15 protein-coding genes and 1 riboswitch are annotated in these 16,004 nt (G+C 65.9%); of the genes, 11 read left to right on the forward strand and 4 right to left on the reverse strand.

What is annotated here, in order from left to right:
* Nucleotides 1–23 precede the first annotated feature (23 nt).
* Nucleotides 24–1,076: a threonine-phosphate decarboxylase CobD gene (gene cobD / locus BLV09_RS20360; RefSeq protein WP_349536536.1), complete on the reverse strand. Its 1,053-nt coding sequence runs from the start codon at nucleotides 1,074–1,076 to the stop codon at nucleotides 24–26.
* Here cobD and cbiB point away from each other — a divergent pair.
* Nucleotides 1,075–2,070: an adenosylcobinamide-phosphate synthase CbiB gene (cbiB, locus tag BLV09_RS20365; protein WP_146688637.1), complete on the forward strand. Its 996-nt coding sequence runs from the start codon at nucleotides 1,075–1,077 to the stop codon at nucleotides 2,068–2,070. The genes cobD and cbiB overlap by 2 nt on opposite strands.
* Before the next feature lie 3 nt (nucleotides 2,071–2,073).
* On the opposite strand, the gene BLV09_RS20370 is transcribed toward cbiB, so the two are convergent.
* Both BLV09_RS20370 and cobO read right to left on the reverse strand, forming a co-directional pair.
* Nucleotides 2,074–3,546: a cobyric acid synthase gene (locus tag BLV09_RS20370; RefSeq protein WP_197684966.1), complete on the reverse strand. Its 1,473-nt coding sequence runs from the start codon at nucleotides 3,544–3,546 to the stop codon at nucleotides 2,074–2,076.
* Nucleotides 3,546–4,157: a cob(I)yrinic acid a,c-diamide adenosyltransferase gene (cobO, locus tag BLV09_RS20375; RefSeq protein ID WP_100387216.1), complete on the reverse strand. Its 612-nt coding sequence runs from the start codon at nucleotides 4,155–4,157 to the stop codon at nucleotides 3,546–3,548. Before cobO ends, BLV09_RS20370 begins: the two co-directional genes overlap by 1 nt.
* A gap of 118 nt (nucleotides 4,158–4,275) precedes the next feature.
* Nucleotides 4,276–4,494: riboswitch (cobalamin riboswitch) on the forward strand.
* Between the two features lie 180 nt (nucleotides 4,495–4,674).
* Here cobO and BLV09_RS20380 point away from each other — a divergent pair.
* Genes BLV09_RS20380 through cobJ form a run of 6 tightly spaced genes read left to right on the forward strand, consistent with a single transcriptional unit; the run spans nucleotide 4,675 to nucleotide 11,532 of the window.
* Nucleotides 4,675–5,034, forward strand: coding sequence for a DUF1636 family protein (locus tag BLV09_RS20380; protein WP_244549184.1), 360 nt, complete (start codon nucleotides 4,675–4,677; stop codon nucleotides 5,032–5,034).
* 9 nt (nucleotides 5,035–5,043) lie between these two features.
* Nucleotides 5,044–6,075, forward strand: coding sequence for a cobalamin biosynthesis protein CobW (cobW, locus tag BLV09_RS20385; RefSeq protein ID WP_146688639.1), 1,032 nt, complete (start codon nucleotides 5,044–5,046; stop codon nucleotides 6,073–6,075).
* 3 nt (nucleotides 6,076–6,078) lie between these two features.
* Complete coding sequence (gene cobN / locus BLV09_RS20390) at nucleotides 6,079–9,420, forward strand: cobaltochelatase subunit CobN (RefSeq protein WP_146688640.1); 3,342 nt, start codon at nucleotides 6,079–6,081, stop codon at nucleotides 9,418–9,420.
* Nucleotides 9,417–10,046, forward strand: coding sequence for a precorrin-8X methylmutase (locus tag BLV09_RS20395; protein WP_146688641.1), 630 nt, complete (start codon nucleotides 9,417–9,419; stop codon nucleotides 10,044–10,046). The genes cobN and BLV09_RS20395 overlap by 4 nt, the downstream gene beginning before the upstream one ends.
* Nucleotides 10,043–10,774 (forward strand): precorrin-2 C(20)-methyltransferase, encoded by a 732-nt coding sequence (locus BLV09_RS20400; RefSeq protein WP_146688642.1) that lies wholly within the window; start codon nucleotides 10,043–10,045, stop codon nucleotides 10,772–10,774. Before BLV09_RS20395 ends, BLV09_RS20400 begins: the two co-directional genes overlap by 4 nt.
* Nucleotides 10,771–11,532, forward strand: coding sequence for a precorrin-3B C(17)-methyltransferase (gene cobJ / locus BLV09_RS20405; protein ID WP_146688643.1), 762 nt, complete (start codon nucleotides 10,771–10,773; stop codon nucleotides 11,530–11,532). Before BLV09_RS20400 ends, cobJ begins: the two co-directional genes overlap by 4 nt.
* Here the strand turns inward: cobJ and BLV09_RS20410 are convergent.
* A complete protein-coding gene (locus BLV09_RS20410) occupies nucleotides 11,499–12,281 on the reverse strand; it encodes a cobalt-precorrin-6A reductase (RefSeq protein WP_146691217.1) in 783 nt (260 codons plus the stop codon). The genes cobJ and BLV09_RS20410 overlap by 34 nt on opposite strands.
* Between BLV09_RS20410 and cbiE the strand changes: the two genes are divergently transcribed.
* From cbiE to BLV09_RS20430, 4 genes are read left to right on the forward strand one after another with little or no spacing between them, the layout of a single operon-like run.
* Nucleotides 12,280–13,503, forward strand: a complete 1,224-nt coding sequence (cbiE, locus tag BLV09_RS20415) for a precorrin-6y C5,15-methyltransferase (decarboxylating) subunit CbiE (protein WP_146688644.1) — start codon at nucleotides 12,280–12,282, stop codon at nucleotides 13,501–13,503. The two genes, BLV09_RS20410 and cbiE, sit on opposite strands and share 2 nt — an antisense overlap.
* Nucleotides 13,500–13,898 (forward strand): cobalamin biosynthesis protein, encoded by a 399-nt coding sequence (locus tag BLV09_RS20420; protein ID WP_146688645.1) that lies wholly within the window; start codon nucleotides 13,500–13,502, stop codon nucleotides 13,896–13,898. Before cbiE ends, BLV09_RS20420 begins: the two co-directional genes overlap by 4 nt.
* Nucleotides 13,895–14,674 (forward strand): precorrin-4 C(11)-methyltransferase, encoded by a 780-nt coding sequence (cobM, locus tag BLV09_RS20425; RefSeq protein WP_146688646.1) that lies wholly within the window; start codon nucleotides 13,895–13,897, stop codon nucleotides 14,672–14,674. Before BLV09_RS20420 ends, cobM begins: the two co-directional genes overlap by 4 nt.
* Nucleotides 14,661–15,998, forward strand: a complete 1,338-nt coding sequence (locus BLV09_RS20430) for a cobyrinate a,c-diamide synthase (RefSeq protein WP_146688647.1) — start codon at nucleotides 14,661–14,663, stop codon at nucleotides 15,996–15,998. The genes cobM and BLV09_RS20430 overlap by 14 nt, the downstream gene beginning before the upstream one ends.
* The last annotated feature ends 6 nt before the right edge of the window (nucleotides 15,999–16,004 follow it).

Below are 16,004 nucleotides of genomic sequence, written 5' to 3' on the forward strand. Positions count from 1 at the left end.
CGATGATGTCCGCACTGACGCCATCAAGCCGTCAACGTGCCGCAGGTGGCCTCAAGTCGCCGCCACGCGGCCTCATCCGCGGGAAGCCCGAACCGATACCATCGGGGTGCAGCGGCAAAGCCTCGGATCAAAATCCCGGCACGCGCGAAATGATCGAGCAGCTCGACGCCATCAGGGCCTTCGAACAAACCGAACAGATCGGCGCCACCAAGCAGTCTCAATCCCGCGCCGGTGAGGATACCATCGAGCCGCCGTCGATCGACCGCAAGGCGCGTTCGCGTCGCCGCGATCCATGCCGCGTCGCGCAGCGCCAACGTCGCGATCTCGCACGCAGGACCCGACACCGGCCAATCGCCGAGCAATTGGCGCCAAGGCGAGATATCGGACTCAGTGACGATAACAAAACCCACGCGCAGTCCCGCGAGACCGAAAAACTTGCCGAGCGAGCGCAGCACCACCGTTCCGATGGGCAGTTCCGGCAGAGACAGCACCGACGCCTCAGGCCGGACATCGGCAAAGGCTTCGTCGATAATCAGCCGTCGTCCGGTCGCGGTCCAGGCCTGCCCGAAAGCAACCAGCTCGGCACGCGCTATCGTACGGCCGTTCGGATTGTTGGGATTGACCACAATGAGGGTGTCAAGGTCGTATGCTTTTGGATCCGGCAGCGCAACAAGCTCATGCACCTCGGCGCCCGCGTCGCGCCAGGTCGCGGCGTGCGAACCATAGGTCGGCGCGAGGACGCCGACGCGGCCGACGCCGATCACGTGCGGCAACAGGCGGATCGCAAGCTCGCTTCCGGAGACCGGCATGATCGCCGCATTCGCGGGAAGCCCGTAGGCGGCGGCGGCCGCGGTCTTCATCTGGGTTATTTCGCTCGCGAGTGGCAAGCGCTGATACCGCGCGAGCGCTATATGTGGCACCGGCCAGGCGATGGGATTGATCCCGGTCGACAGATCGATCCATGGTTGCGGGGACTTCGGATAGAGTTGCGACGCCATATCGATCCGACCGCCGTGAATCCTCAAGGCCCCCGCCCTCTTCCCGATCTCATCCCGCGAGTGCATGTTGCAATCCATGTCCGATCCGCCTGACCGCGTCTTGATCCTGATCGTCGCCTTCAGCATCGAAGCCGTGCTGGCCTATCCTGCCACGTTGTTTCGCGCAATCGGCCATCCGGTGTCGTGGATCGGCGCACTGATCGCGGCGCTTGATTCCAGGCTCAACCGGCCGGACTATTCGTTTGCGCTCCGCCGTGCCGCTGGCGTTGCGACCGTGCTGCTGTTGCTTGCGGGCAGCCTCAGCGCCGGTGTTGTACTCGAAATGGCCGTACCTGCCATTCCCTATCTCGGATTCGCTATAGTGGTCCTGGTCGTCGCCATGCTGATCTCCAGCGGCAATCTCGATCAGCACGTGCGCGCGGTCACAACCGCACTCCGGGCCGACGGGTTGGCTGGCGGACGGCGCAGCATCGCCAAAATCGTCGGCCGCGATCCTGACACGCTCGACGAAGCCGCGATTTGTCGCGCCGCGATCGAGAGTCTGGCCGAAAACGCATCCGACGGCGTGACCGCGCCGGCGCTGTGGCTTTTGCTCGGTGGATTACCCGGCATGATCGCTTACAAGGCGATCAACACGGCCGACAGCATGATCGGCCACTTATCCGAGCGACACCGCGCCTTTGGCTGGGCCGCAGCGAGACTCGATGATCTCGTCAACCTGCCGGCATCACGGTTGACCGGGCTGATGTTCATCGCTGCCGCCGCTGTTGTGCCCGGCGCGTCGGCATCGTCAGCATGGCGGGCTTACCGACGCGATGCGCGGCTGCACCGCTCACCCAATGCCGGTTGGCCGGAAGCCGCGATGGCCGGTGCGCTCGGCCTACGCCTCGCCGGGCCGCGCATCTATAGCGGCGTTCTGGTCGAGGACCACTGGATGGGCGACGGCCGGGCCGAAGCAACGGTACGGGATATCGATCGCGCATTGATGCTTTACCGTACGGCCTTCGGTGGGGCGCTGTTGATCGTCGCAGCGATAGCTGTGATCGTGTATTCGGTTGGAGGCTGGTCGTGAGCGTCAGCGTGCCATGCTGAGCAGCCTGTTGACGTCGAGATGCGCGGCAAGATGCGCGGCGAGAGCATCGAGGGTTTGTTCAACCAATAGTTCGTAACCAAGCGAACTCGCCGGCGCACCAAGCCGGGCAAGCCATGCCGCGCGCTGCGCGTCACCGGCGAAAAAACCGTGCAGATATGTGCCGGCGATACGGCCGTCGATTGATACCGCGCCATCCGGCCGGCCATCATCGAATCGCAACAGCGGGCGCTGCGTTCCGGCTCCGGTGGTCCGGCCGATATGCATTTCATAGCCGACGGCAGCGACGCCGTCCGCAACGGTGCGGCCTCTGACGGCGACCAGCGACTTGTCGCCGGCGAGCTCCGTTGTGACCTCGATCAGGCCGAGTCCCGCCGCCGACCCCGGCGGCCCTTCAATGCCGTCGGGGTCGGCGACACTGCGCCCGAGCATCTGATAGCCACCGCACAGGCCGAGCACGCGTCCGCCGCGTCGGCTGTAAGCGATGATGTCGGCATCCCAGCCGCAGGTCCGCAACGCCGCCAGATCCGCGATGGTTGCCTTCGAGCCGGGCAGAATGACGAGATCGGTATCGACGGGCAGCGCCGCGCCATTGCGCAACAACACGAGCTCGACGCCAGGCTCGAGCCGCAACGGATCCAGATCATCGAAATTGGCGATATGCGGCAGCACCGGCACGACGATGCGCACGCGATGCCCCGCCGCCCCCGGCGCTCGTGCGGGTGAGGCCTCGAGCCCGAAAACATCCTCGGCCGGCAGCCGATGCGCGTCGCGAAAATGCGGCACCAGGCCGATCGGCGCCCAGCCGGTGCGCTCGGCTACGAACGTCATTCCGGTTGCAAACAATGACGGGTCGCCGCGCATTTTGTTGACGATGAAGCCTGCAATCAACTTTGCATCCGTGGGATCGATCACCGCGGCGGTGCCGCACAGGCTTGCAATCACCCCGCCGCGATCGATATCGCCGATCAGCACCACCGGTGCATCGACGGCACGGGCGAATCCCATATTGGCGATATCGTGGGCACGTAGATTCACTTCCGACGCGGAACCCGCCCCCTCGACCAGCACGATGTCACATAGCGCCCGGGTTTTTGCGAAGCTGTCGAGCACATAAGGCATCAGCTCCGCCTTGCGGGACTGATATTCACGCGCGCGAGCACTGCCGAACACGCGACCCTGCACCACGATCTGCGAGCCGATCTCGCTTTGCGGCTTCAGCAGCACGGGATTCATGTCGACCGTCGGCGCGACGCGCGCGGCGCGCGCTTGCAGCGCCTGGGCGCGGCCGATCTCGCCGCCGTCTTCGGTGACCGCAGCGTTGTTCGACATGTTCTGCGGTTTGAAAGGACGGACCGATAGCCCGCGGCTCGCCAACAAGCGGCACAAGCCGGCGACGATCAGCGACTTGCCGACATCGGAGCCGGTTCCCTGAAACATCAGCGCGCGCGCGGCCATCAGAACTCGATGCCGGCCTGGGTTTTCACGCCAGCCGAGAAGTGATGCTTGACCGCGCCCATCTCGGTAACGAGATCGGCCGCCTCGATCAGTGCCGGTTTGGCGTTGCGGCCGGTGACGATGACATGCAGATCGTTTCGCCGCGACGTGAGCTTTGCCACCACTTCATCCAGCGGCAGGTAATCGTAGCGAAGCGCGATGTTAAGTTCGTCGAGCACGACGAGGCCGATGGTCGGATCATCCATCAGGCCGAGCGCGATGCCCCAGGCGCGCTGGCAGGCGGCGATGTCGCGCGCCTTGTCCTGGGTCTCCCAGGTGAACCCCTCGCCGGCCGTATGCCAGACCACGCGGTCACCGAATGATTCCAGCGCGGCCTGCTCGCCAGTCGCCCGGCCCTTGATGAATTGCACGACGCCGACACGCCAGCCGTGACCGAGCGAACGCAAGGCGAGGCCGAAAGCGGCCGTCGACTTGCCTTTGCCGGGTCCGGTGTTGATCATCAACAGACCCTTTGCGATGGTCTTGGACGCGACTTCGGCGTCCTGAACCGCCTTGCGTTTGGCCATCTTGGCGCGATGACGCTCAGCCTCGTCGGTGTCGTTCTCGCTCATGTTATCCTGCATTATAAATCCACTATAGATCGGTGGGCTGCGACAGGATCACACCAATACCGTCTCGGCAACCTGCCCGGCGCCTCCTGAGGGATTGACTTGAGGGCGTTTCCGTCTGATTGAGTCGTGAGCCGACGGTGTCTTGTCTTCGGACAGGACTAAGAGGGAATACCGGGCGCAGGAGACACGGGAAGTTCCCGGGTTTCAGCGAAGCCGGAGCTGCCCCCGCAACTGTGAGCGGAAAGCCTGCATCGAAAGCCACTGGGTAATTTGCCCGGGAAGGTGGTGCCGGCGATGACCCGTGAGCCAGGAAACCTGCCGTCGCCTGCCATATTCGCCATTCCGGGCGGGGCGTCCCGGGGTGAGAAGGTTGGTCGAACGGAGTGCAGGTCCGCTCGCCGCTTGTCTGGCTGCCGCCTTGGGCGGTGGTCATCCATTGACGGGCTTTGCTATGGACCAATCTGCACTAGATCCACCTCCCCAAGAGCCAACTTCGGCATCCGACGTTACGGTGACAATGCATGTCTGCGTCACCTGTCTTGCCGGCGAAGACCGCGAAACCGTGCCGCGTGCCGGACGCCGGCTACATGACGCGCTGGCCGATGCGCAACGCCGTCAGGACGGCCTGTCCAGCTTCCGTATCATCGAGGCCGAGTGTCTCTCCAATTGCAATCGCGGTTGCAGCGTCGCGTTGAGCGGACCGGGACGCTGGAGCTATGTCTATGGTGACCTCAGCCAGGCTTCGGTCGAGGACTTGCTCGCCGGCGCCTCGCGCTATGCGGCCACCGAGGATGGCCTGGTGCCGTGGCGAGAACGCCCGACGATCTTCCGCAAGGGGGTGATCGCGCGCATCCCGCCAGCCCCGAAGCCGGTTTAGGAACATTTCATGTCGATCGAAAAAATACCTGTCACGATCATTACCGGCTTCCTCGGCGCGGGAAAGACCACGCTGGTTCGCCATCTGATGCAGAACCCGCAGGGCCGCCGCCTGGCAATCCTGGTCAACGAATTCGGCGACCTCGGAATCGACGGCGACATCCTGAAAGGCTGCGCCGACGCCAATTGCCCCGAAGACGCTATCGTAGAACTCACCAATGGCTGCCTGTGCTGCACGGTTGCCGATGATTTTGTTCCGACGATCGAGGCCCTGCTCGCGCGGCCACAGCCGCCCGATCACATTCTGATCGAGACCTCCGGATTGGCACTGCCGAAACCGCTGCTGAAAGCATTCGACTGGCCCGACCTGCGATCGCGCATCACGGTCGACGGCGTGATCGCGGTGGCGGACGCCGAAGCGGTCGCCGACGGCCGGTTCGCGCCCGATCTGGCGGCGATCGCGCGGCAACGTCTCGCCGACAGCAGTATCGATCACGACACCCCGCTCGGAGAAGTGTTTGAGGATCAGGTCGCTTGCGCCGACATCGTGATCCTCAACAAGGCCGATCTGGTCAGCCCGAATCGTCTGGCCGAAGCTCGCAAGACCGTGCTCGCGGAAGCGCCACGCAGCATTCCGGTGCTGGAAGTGACCGAAGGCCGCATCGATCCGCGCGTCGTGCTCGGCCTTGGGGCCGCGGCGGAAAACGATCTCGACGCGCGGCCGAGCCATCACGAAGATCACGACAGCCATGATCACGACGATTTCGAGACCATTGTGGTGACACTGCCGGCCGATACCAACGCCGAAACCATCGTGGCCAGGATGGAAGCGATCGCGCGCGACCACAGCGTGCTACGCGCCAAGGGTTACGTCGCTGTCGCCGGCAAACCGATGCGGCTATTGGTGCAAGGGGTCGGGACCCGGGTGCGCGCGCAATTCGACCGGCCGTGGCGCGCCGACGAGCCACGAATCTCGCGGATTGTTGTGATCGCCGAGCGTGGCTTCGACCACGACGCCATCACGGCCGTGCTCAACGGGTGAAGCATGCATATCCTGCTGCGGGAACGGCATGGACTTGAGGAAGCCGCGGCCGCCGAGGATCTCGGTCAGGCCCCGGCCGACCTTGTCGTGCTCTCCTTTGCGGACAGCGATCTCGGCGCTTTTGCGGCGGCGTGGCGCAGCGGGCGAGACACCCTGCCAAGCCTGCGTCTTGCCAATCTGCGCCGCCTGACCCACCCGCTCTCGGTCGATCTCTACATTGAGAAGACGCTCTCGGAAGCGAGCGGTATTTTGATTCGCCTGCTCGGCGGGATCGAATATTGGCGCTACGGCGTCGAGCAGGTCAGCGCGCTCGCCGCGGCAAAAGGAATGGCACTCGCGATCGTTCCGGGCGACGGCCGGCCCGATCCGCGTCTCGACGCCGTCTCGAATCTGCCGCCCTCGACGCTGCGCCGGTTGAAGACGCTGTGCGACGGCGGTGGAACGGACTCTGCGCGCGCCGCATTGGCGCAACTCGGGCTCGCGGCTGGCCTGCCGGCGGTCCCGCCGGTCGCTCGCGCCGCGCTGCATCGCCACGGCTTTTATGTTCCAGGCACTGGCGTTATCGAACCCGCCGATCTCGACCTCGCGCCCGATGGCGCGCCGATCGTGCTGGTGGTGTTCTATCGCGCCATTCTTGCGGCCTCCGACACCGATCCCGTCGACCGCCTGATCGGCGAACTCGCCCGTCGCGGCACCCGGCCGATCGGACTGTTTGCCGCAAGCCTGAAAGATCCGGAGTGCGACGGCTGGTTGCGGCAATGGATCGCCCGGATAGCGCCCGATGTCATTATCAATGCGACGGCGTTTTCGGCGCGCGGTGATGGCGGCATCGGCTCACCGCTTGATGTGGTCGACGCGCCCGTGCTGCAGGTGGCGCTGGCGGGCTCAAGCCGCGAGGTGTGGACCGAGTCCGACCGCGGGCTGTCGCCGCCCGACCTCGCGATCCATGTCGTGCTGCCGGAATTTGACGGCCGTATCTTCGCCGGCGTCGCTTCGTTCAAAAAGGTCGAAGCCACCGATCCCGAACTCGGCTATGCCCGGACGGTTCACGCAGGCGACGACGACCGCATCGCCGCCATCGTCGCGCGCGCCGCGGCCCTGATCGCGCTGCGCCGAACTGGGCACGCCGACAAGCGCCTCGCCATCGTGCTATCGGCCTATCCGGGGCGCGATGACCAGATGGCGCATGCCGTCGGTCTCGATGCGCCGGAAAGCACCGTCGAGTTGCTGAATGTTCTGCGCGACCAAGGCTACGCCATCGCCAATACGCCAGCCTGCGGCGCTGCTCTGATCGATCGCCTGAAAACCGAGACGATTCGCTGGCCCGTTGAAAATTACCGCGCCGCCCTCGCCCGCCTCAACACCGAGCTTGTCGCCGACATCGAGCTGCAATGGGGGGCGCCTGAAAGCGATTCTGCGATTGACGACGGCTACTTCGTTTTCAAAGCGGTATATTGCGGTCAGGTGTTGGTCGCGCTGCAGCCCGACCGCGGTCAACGCGCGGACCGCGCCGCTGAGTATCACGATCCCAGGCGCTCGCCGCGGCACAGCTATGTCGCGTTCTATCTTTGGCTCCGTCACGTCGAACAAAGCCACGCCCTGATCCATATGGGCGCCCACGGCACGCTGGAGTGGCTGCCCGGAAAATCAGTCGCGTTGTCGTCGTCATGCTGGCCTGACGCGCTGTTAGGCCCGACGCCGGTGATCTATCCGTTCATCGTCAACAATCCCGGCGAAGCCGCCGTGGCGAAGCGCCGGCTCGGCGCCGTCACCATCGGACATATCACGCCGCCGATCAGCTCCGGAAAATTGCCGCTCGGGTTGCACGCGATCGAACGGCTGCTTGACGAATATTCCGTCGCCGAAGGGCTCGATCCGCGCCGGCGCGAGCGGCTGGCACAAGCCATCATCGACACGGCGCGCGACTCCGGCCTCGATCGCGATAGCGGCCTCACCGACATCATGACGCCGCGCGAGGCCGTGGTGCGGCTCGACAGTTTCGTCTGCGACGTCAAAAATACGCTGGTCGCCGATGGACTCCACGTCCTGGGTCGCGTGCCGACGCATTTCGACGCAGACCAGCACGACATACCATACGAAGCCTGTGCGGCAGGCGAACGGGCCGCGCTGCTCGCTGCGCTCGACGGCAAGCATGTTGAGCCCGGCCCCGCCGGATCGCCATGGCGCGGACGGCGCGACGTGCTGCCGACCGGGCGCAATCTCTTCACCGTCGATAGTCGCGCGGTGCCAAGCCGCACGGCTATCGAACAGGGCAAACGTCTGGTCGATGCGTTGCTGACCCGTCACCTTCAGGACCACGGCGACTATCCGCGCAACATCATGCTGAATCTGTGGGGCTCGGCGACCATGCGAACCGCAGGCGAGGAATTCGCCATGGCATTGCAGCTGATGGGCGTCGCGCCGGTATGGGACGCGACATCCGACCGGGTCACGGGCTTTGACGTGATTACGTTAGCCGTGCTCGGCCGGCCGCGGATCGATGTGACGCTGCGGATTTCAGGTCTGTTCCGGGATGTGTTTCCAACCTTGCCGGTGCTGTTCGAGCAAGCGGCGGCAGCCTTGGCCGCGCGCGACGAACCCGATGAAGAAAACCCCTATCGTGCCGCATCCGGTCCGCGGGTGTTCGGACCCGCGCCAGGCGATTACGGCGTTGGCGTCGTCGAAACCGTGACGGAGTTCACGCCTGCCACGCTCGAGGAAGCCGGCGAGTCATGGCTTGCCGACAGCGCTTTCGCCTATGGAGGCGGTCACGACGGTATCGCGGCGCGGCCGGCGCTGGAGCAGCGCACCGCCGCCGCCGATGCGTTTGTCCATACCCAGGACCTGCCCGAGACCGATCTTCTGGCTGCCCCGGATTTTGCCGCCCACGAGGGCGGATTTGCCGCGGCGGCGCGCAAGCTGAGCGGTGCAGCACCGACGCTCTATCATGCCGACTCGGCAACACCTGATGCACCACGAATGCGGACGCTTGCCGAAGAGATCGCCCGCGTGGTCCGTGGCCGTGCCGCCAATCCGCGCTGGCTCGCCGGCCAGATGCGGCACGGGTTCCGCGGCGCGGCCGAGATCGCTGCGACGCTCGACCAGATGGCATTGTTCGCGCATCTGGCCGGTGCCGTTGAAAGCCATCACTTCGATCTGTATTACGACGCGACGCTCGGCAACGACGAGGTACGGCGCTTCATCGAGCAGGCCAATCCCGAAGCCGCGGCTGTCATGCGTCTGCGCTTTCAGCAAGTGCTCGACGCCGGCTACTGGACGACCCGGCGCAACAGTGCAATCGACGGGATCGCAAAAGCGCCTGTGGATGCGGAGGCCGCATCGTGAGCTACGCCTACGAAACCGACGGCGCCGCGATCTATCGGCGCTCGTTCGCCATCATCCGCGCCGAAGCGCGGCTCGGCCGTTTTGATGCCGACGACGAGAAGGTCGCGGTGCGGATCATCCACGCCAGCGGCATGGTCGACGTTGCCGACGACATTGTGTTCACATCAGGCTTCAGCGCGGCTGCGACCGCGGCGCTGCGCGCGGGGGCGCCGATCCTTTGCGATGCCCAGATGGTTGCCCATGGCATTACAAGAGCACGGCTGCCAGCCAATAACGCCGTGATCTGCACCCTGTCCGACCCGCGCGTGCCTTCGCTTGCCGCCGCGCACGGTACGACCCGGAGCGCGGCAGCGGTGGAACTGTGGCGACAGCAGCTTGCGGGAGCGGTCGTGGTGATCGGCAATGCGCCGACCGCACTGTTCCGCCTGCTGGAAATCCTGCAAGAGCCCGATGTAGCTCCGCCCGCCGCCGTGATCGGCATGCCGGTGGGCTTCGTCGGCGCCGCGGAATCCAAGGAAGCGCTGCTCGCCTGCGCGTTGGTGCCGAGCGTCATCGTGCGCGGAAGGCGCGGCGGCAGCGCGATGGCCGCGGCTGCCCTCAATGCGGTCGCGAGCAAAACCGAATGAGTTCGCCCGCGACCATCTACGGCATCGGCCTCGGCCCCGGCGATCCGGAGTTGATGAGCGTCAAGGCGGCGCGGCTGATCGCAAGCGCCAGCGTAATCGCGCATTTTCGAAAGCCGGGACGTCCCGGCAATGCCCGTACCGTGGTCGATGGCATGCTGGCGCCCGGCGTGATCGAGGAGGCCCTGGAATATCCCGTCACCACCGAGATCGCGCTTGAAGATCCGGCCTATGGCGATGCGCTGCGAAGCTTCTACGACAATTGCGTGCGCCGGCTTCTGCGGCATGTCGCCGAAGGGCGCGACGTCGCCGTGCTGTGCGAGGGCGATCCGTTCCTCTACGGCTCGTTCATGCATCTGCACAGCCGTATCACCGGCCGCGCGCCTGTCGTCGTGGTACCCGGCATTTCCGGCATGTCCGGCTGCTGGACCGCAAGCGGCGTACCGATCACCTTTGGCGATGATGTCCTGACCGTTGTACCGGCGACGCTCGACGAAGCGACGTTGCGAGAGAAACTGCAATCGATCGACGCGCTGGTGGTGATGAAGCTTGGCCGTAATCTGCCGAAGGTGCGTCGCGCGCTACAAGCCGCAGGCCTGGCCGAGCGGGCGATCTATGTCGAGCGCGGCACCATGGCCGGCGAGAAGGTGTTGCGGCTCGCCGACAAGGCCGACGACGAGGCGCCTTATTTCTCCATGATTCTCGTCCACGGTCGCGGGCGGCGGCCATGATCGGCTGGCTCGCCATCGCCGGCCTCGGGCCCGGAGCCGCGCAACTGGTGACGCCCGAAGTAACCGAGGCGCTCGCCGAAGCCACCGATGTGGTCGGCTACGAGCCCTATGTGATGCGCGTGCCGCCACGCGCAGGCTTGACGCGCCACGGCTCGGACAACCGGGAAGAGATTGACCGCGCGAGCCTTGCGCTGCGGCTCGCAGCGCAAGGCAGGCGCGTCGTCGTGGTCTCATCGGGCGACCCCGGCGTGTTCGCGATGGCGGCGGCGGTGTTCGAGGCGATCGATGCGGGTGATCCTTCATGGCGTGATCTCGACGTCAGGGTGCTTCCCGGCATTAGCGCGATGTTCGCTGCCGCCGCGCGGGTCGGCGCGCCGCTCGGACATGATTTTTGCGCCATCAACCTGTCGGACAATTTGAAACCGTGGGAGCTGATCGAACGCAGGCTGCGGCTGGCGGCGCAGGCTGATTTCGTGATCGCGCTCTACAATCCGCTGTCGTCGGCGCGGCCCTGGCAGCTCGGCCGCGCATTCGAACTGTTGCGCGAAGAATTGCCGGGCAGCGTTCCCTTGGTGTTCGCGAGCGCGATCAGCGACGCCCGAGAGGCGATCGAAACGGTGACGTTGCGCGATGCGGTGGCGAGCCGCGCCGATATGCGCACGGTGGTGCTGGTCGGCTCGTCGCGAACACGGCTGATCGTTCGCGCCGATGGCAGCCGTTTTGTCTATACGCCGCGCTCGGCCGGGGTTTCGCCATGACCGAGCCAGCGCAAAACCTCGGCGACGGTTTCGACCTTTTCCCGTGCGGCTATCAGCGGACGGCGGACCATCACCACCGGCAGCGCGAGGTCGCGCGCGGCCTCGATCTTCGCCGAGGCGGCATCACCCCCGGCGTTCCTGGCCACCACGATTTCGGCGCGGTAATTCGCCAGCATGGCGCGGTCACCGGCACGGTCGAACGGCCCGCGCGCAACGATCACCTCCGCGCTGGACAGCGGCAGCGGCTGGCGCGGCGGGTCGACCAGGCGAACGAGATAAGCGTGCTGCGGATGGGTCGCGAAAGTCTCAAGATGCAGCCGGCCGATGCCGAGAAATACCCGGCGCGGTACGGTACCGAGCGCTTCCGCCGCCGCCGCGAGATCATCGACCTCGATCCAGCGATCGCCGGGCGTGCGTTGCCAGGGCCTGCGCTCGAGCGCCAGCAGCGGCACGCCGGCCTTGGCGCAGGCAGCGATCGCGTGCGCGCTGATCTGCGCCGCGAACGGATGGGTGGCATCGATCACCCGCGCGATTGTTTCGGCGCGAAGATAGTCTGCCAGACCATCGATGCCGCCGAAGCCGCCGACACGCCAGGCAATCGGCGGCGGCGTCGGATTTTCGGTGCGGCCGGCATAAGACAACACCGCATCGATGCGCGGATCATTCGCCAACGCTCCTGCGAGTCGATTGGCGTCGGCGGTACCGCCGAGGATCAGAACGCGCAGTCGTCTGGTCGGGGAGGATGTCATGACCGCGAGCGATGACACGCCGGCCCCCTGGCTGTCCATCCTCGGGATCGGCGAAGACGGGCTCGCCGGGCTGTCGGCGGCGGCGCGCGAGCTGCTCGCCGGCGCCGATTTGGTCGCCGGCGGCCGTCGGCATCTGGCGCTGGTCGCTTCGCTCGGCAAACCGACCTTTGAGTGGGAGACGCCGTTCGCCGCATCGATCCCAAAGCTTCTGGCGCATCGCGGCAAGCGCGTTGTGGCGCTGTGCTCGGGCAATCCATTCTGGTTCGGTGCGGGCTCCGTGATCGCTGAAGCGCTCCCTCTGGCCGAAACCGTCGTGGTGCCGGCGCCTTCGAGCTTTGCGTGGGCCGCAGCGCGGCTGGGCTGGCGGCTTGAGGAGACAATCACGCTGGGTCTGCACGCCCGCCCGATCGAACTGTTGCGCCCGCATTTGCGAACCGGTGCGCGCTTGATCGTGCTGGCGCGCGACGGCGCTGCGCCGGCACAGATCGCGGCCTATCTGAACGGCATCGGCTTTGGACCGTCACGCCTCACCTTGCTGGAAGCGCTCGGTGGCCCGCGCGAACGCATTCGCGGCGCGACCGCCGCGGAGTTCGCATTGGGCGACGTCAAATCCACGGTCGCGGTCGCGATCGAAGCGGTGGCGGAACTGGGCGCGGTCGTCATTCCCCGCGTGGCCGGATTGCCGGACGAATTATTCGGCCATGACGGTCAACTGACAAAGCGCGAGATTCGCGCGGTCAGTCTGTCGACGTTGGCGCCGCGCGGCGGCGAGTTGCTGTGGGATGTCGGAGCCGGCTCCGGCGCGATCGGCATTGAATGGCTGCTCGCTCACCCGGCCAATCGCGCCATCGGCATCGAGACGCGCGACGACCGGCTCGGCACGGCCCGCGCCAATGCGCGCGCGCTCGGGGTTCCGCATTACGATCTCAGGCTCGGCACCGCGCCCGACGCGCTCAAGGGGTTGCCGACACCGGAGGCGGTATTTGTCGGCGGCGGCGCAAGCCGCGCGGGCGTGCTCGACGCGGTATGGCAGGCGTTGCCGCCGGGAGGCCGGCTGGTCGTCAATTCAGTGACGCTGGAAACCGAGGCGATATTGATCGCCTGGCAGGCTCGCCATGGCGGCGCCTTGCTGCGGCTGGCGATCGAGCGCGCCGGCCCGGTCGGCGGCCTCACCGGCTGGCGGCCTGCGATGCCGGTGGTGCAATGGAGCGTAACCAAATGAGCCAGCTGGTCATCGGCGTGGGTTTTCGCGATGAGGCCAGCGCGCAATCGATTGGCGAAGTGCTGGCCGGTGTTGCCGCACGTTCCGCCACATGCGGTGTCGCGACCGTGCTCGCCGTCCTTGAGGAGAAGGCCGCTCACCCCGGCCTGCGCGCTGCAGCGCAAGCCACGCAACTGCGGATCGAAACAGTTACGGCCGACGCAATGGGCGTGGCCGACGCACGGATTACTACTCGCTCGGAGCAAGTGAAAAAACACCGGGGCGTCGGCAGCGTCTGCGAGGCCACGGCACTCGCCGCCGCCGGCGTTGGCGCGCGTCTTCTCGTGACCCGTGTCGTGTCGAGCGATCGCCAGGCCACCGCGGCGGCCGCCATCATCGAGGATAGCGCTTCATGACCGTTCACTTCATCGGCGCCGGCCCGGGCGCGCCCGATCTGATCACCGTGCGCGGACAGAATCTCGTCGCGCGCTGTCCGGTATGTCTGTTCGCGGGATCGCTGGTGCCGCGCGAGATCATCGCGCTTTGCCCGCGCGACGCGCGGGTAATCGACACCGCGCCGCTCGACCTTGACGCCATTACCGCTGAATTCGTCGCAGCCCATCATGCGGGGCTGGAGGTGGCGCGGCTGCACTCCGGCGATCTGTCGGTATGGAGTGCGATGGGCGAGCAGATCCGCAGGCTCGAAGCTCATGGCATTCCCTACACGATCACGCCGGGGGTGCCGTCCTTCGCGGCAGCCGCCGCGGCACTCGGACGCGAACTGACGCTGCCCGGGGTGGCGCAGACCGTGGTGCTGACCCGCACCTCGGGCCGCGCGTCGGCGATGCCGTCAGGCGAGAAACTGGCCGCCTATGCCGCAACTGGTGCGACGCTGGCGATTCATCTGTCTATCCACGTACTCGACGAGGTGGCGGCGACGTTGATTCCGCATTACGGAGCCGACGGTGCTGTCGCCGTGGTGGTGCGTGCGAGCTGGCCGGAACAGATCATTATTCGCGCCACGCTGTCGACGATCGGCGCCAGGGTGCGCGCCGCGAGTATCGAACGCACCGCACTGATCCTGGTCGGACCGGCGCTCGCTGCGCGCGATTTCGCCGACAGCGCGCTTTACGACGCGAACTACGATCGCCGGTTCCGGCCATCCGCGGAGAACGTGCGTGGACGCGAATAGGACGTCGGGATTGATCGTCGCTGCACCCGCCAGCGGCAGCGGCAAGACGACGCTGACGCTGGCGCTGCTCGCTGCGCTGCGCCGTCGCGGCCGGGTCGTGCAGCCCTATAAATGCGGACCGGATTATATCGACCCCGCGTTTCATGCCGTCGCGGCCGGCAGAGTGTCGTTCAATTTGGATTCCTGGGCGCAGAGGCGCGACCGGTTCGAAGCGCTGCTGGATGCTGCCGATGGCGCTGATCTCTGCCTCGCCGAAGGCGTCATGGGACTGTTCGACGGGGGCGCCACGCCGGGCGCGTGGGGAAACGGCTCGACGGCCGATATCGCCGCGGCGACCGGCTGGCCTGTGGTGCTGGTGCTCGACGTCTCAGGTCAGGCGCAATCCGCCGCTGCAGTCGCGCTCGGTTTTGCACGCTATCGCGACGACGTTACGATCGCCGGCGTGATCCTCAACAAGGTGGCCAGCGAGCGCCACGCCATGTTGGTGCGCGACGGATTTGAACGGAGCGGGATTAAAGTGTTCGGGGCGATCGGACGAGACGACGCGCTGACAATACCGGAACGCCATCTCGGACTGGTTCAGGCGCAGGAGGATGCTATCCTAGTTGCACGGCTCGCAATGCTTGCGGATGTCGCCGAACGCAGTGTCGATCTTGATGCGCTTCAGACAGCGGCCTGTCCGACACGCCGTCAGCAGCGTTTGTTGGATACAACGCGGGTAGCCCCGCCCGGCCAGCGGATCGCGCTGGCGCGTGACGCCGCGTTCTCATTCGTTTATCCGCATCTGTTGGCCGGCTGGCGTGCGGCAGGCGCCGAGATTATCCCGTTCTCCCCGCTCGCCGACGAGACGCCCGATCCTTCCTGTGACGTAGCCTGGCTACCGGGCGGCTATCCGGAGTTGCACGCCGGCAAGCTCGCATCGGCATCCCGTTTCGCCGCCGGCATGCGCACCTTCGCACAGACGCGGCCCGTCCATGGCGAATGCGGGGGTTACATGGCGCTTGGCACTGGCCTGATCGACGCGGCCGGAACCCATCACGCGATGCTTGGACTACTCGGGCTTGAGACCGATTTTGCGCAGCGTCGCCTGCATTTAGGCTACCGGACCGCGACATTGCTGGCGCCTATTCCAGGCTGCATTTCGGGATGCACCCTACGCGGCCACGAATTCCATTACGCCCGCATCCTGGCACAACCGGACCAGCCGCTCGCCGATATTCGCGACGCTTCGGGCAAGCCAACGGCGGAAACGGGCAGCCTGCGGGATCGGGTGACCGGAAGCTTTTTTCACATGGTCGATACGGCAGAGGGACAACTGTCTTGACGGTAA

Origin of the sequence: Bradyrhizobium canariense (assembly GCF_900105125.1) — a bacterium.
Lineage (GTDB): Bacteria > Pseudomonadota > Alphaproteobacteria > Rhizobiales > Xanthobacteraceae > Bradyrhizobium > Bradyrhizobium canariense_A.

Bases quoted from the DNA above. Each gene is read 5' to 3' on its own strand.
- cobD (WP_349536536.1), bottom strand. From the start codon at position 1,076: ATGGATTGCAACATGCACTCGCGGGATGAGATCGGGAAGAGGGCGGGG.
- cobJ (WP_146688643.1), top strand. From the start codon at position 10,771: ATGATCGGCTGGCTCGCCATCGCCGGCCTCGGGCCCGGAGCCGCGCAA.
- cobO (WP_100387216.1), bottom strand. From the start codon at position 4,157: ATGAGCGAGAACGACACCGACGAGGCTGAGCGTCATCGCGCCAAGATG.
- cobW (WP_146688639.1), top strand. From the start codon at position 5,044: ATGTCGATCGAAAAAATACCTGTCACGATCATTACCGGCTTCCTCGGC.
- BLV09_RS20410 (WP_146691217.1), bottom strand. From the start codon at position 12,281: ATGACATCCTCCCCGACCAGACGACTGCGCGTTCTGATCCTCGGCGGT.
- cbiE (WP_146688644.1), top strand. From the start codon at position 12,280: ATGACCGCGAGCGATGACACGCCGGCCCCCTGGCTGTCCATCCTCGGG.
- BLV09_RS20400 (WP_146688642.1), top strand. From the start codon at position 10,043: ATGAGTTCGCCCGCGACCATCTACGGCATCGGCCTCGGCCCCGGCGAT.
- BLV09_RS20370 (WP_197684966.1), bottom strand. From the start codon at position 3,546: ATGGCCGCGCGCGCGCTGATGTTTCAGGGAACCGGCTCCGATGTCGGC.
- BLV09_RS20380 (WP_244549184.1), top strand. From the start codon at position 4,675: ATGCATGTCTGCGTCACCTGTCTTGCCGGCGAAGACCGCGAAACCGTG.
- BLV09_RS20420 (WP_146688645.1), top strand. From the start codon at position 13,500: ATGAGCCAGCTGGTCATCGGCGTGGGTTTTCGCGATGAGGCCAGCGCG.
- cbiB (WP_146688637.1), top strand. From the start codon at position 1,075: ATGTCCGATCCGCCTGACCGCGTCTTGATCCTGATCGTCGCCTTCAGC.
- cobN (WP_146688640.1), top strand. From the start codon at position 6,079: ATGCATATCCTGCTGCGGGAACGGCATGGACTTGAGGAAGCCGCGGCC.
- cobM (WP_146688646.1), top strand. From the start codon at position 13,895: ATGACCGTTCACTTCATCGGCGCCGGCCCGGGCGCGCCCGATCTGATC.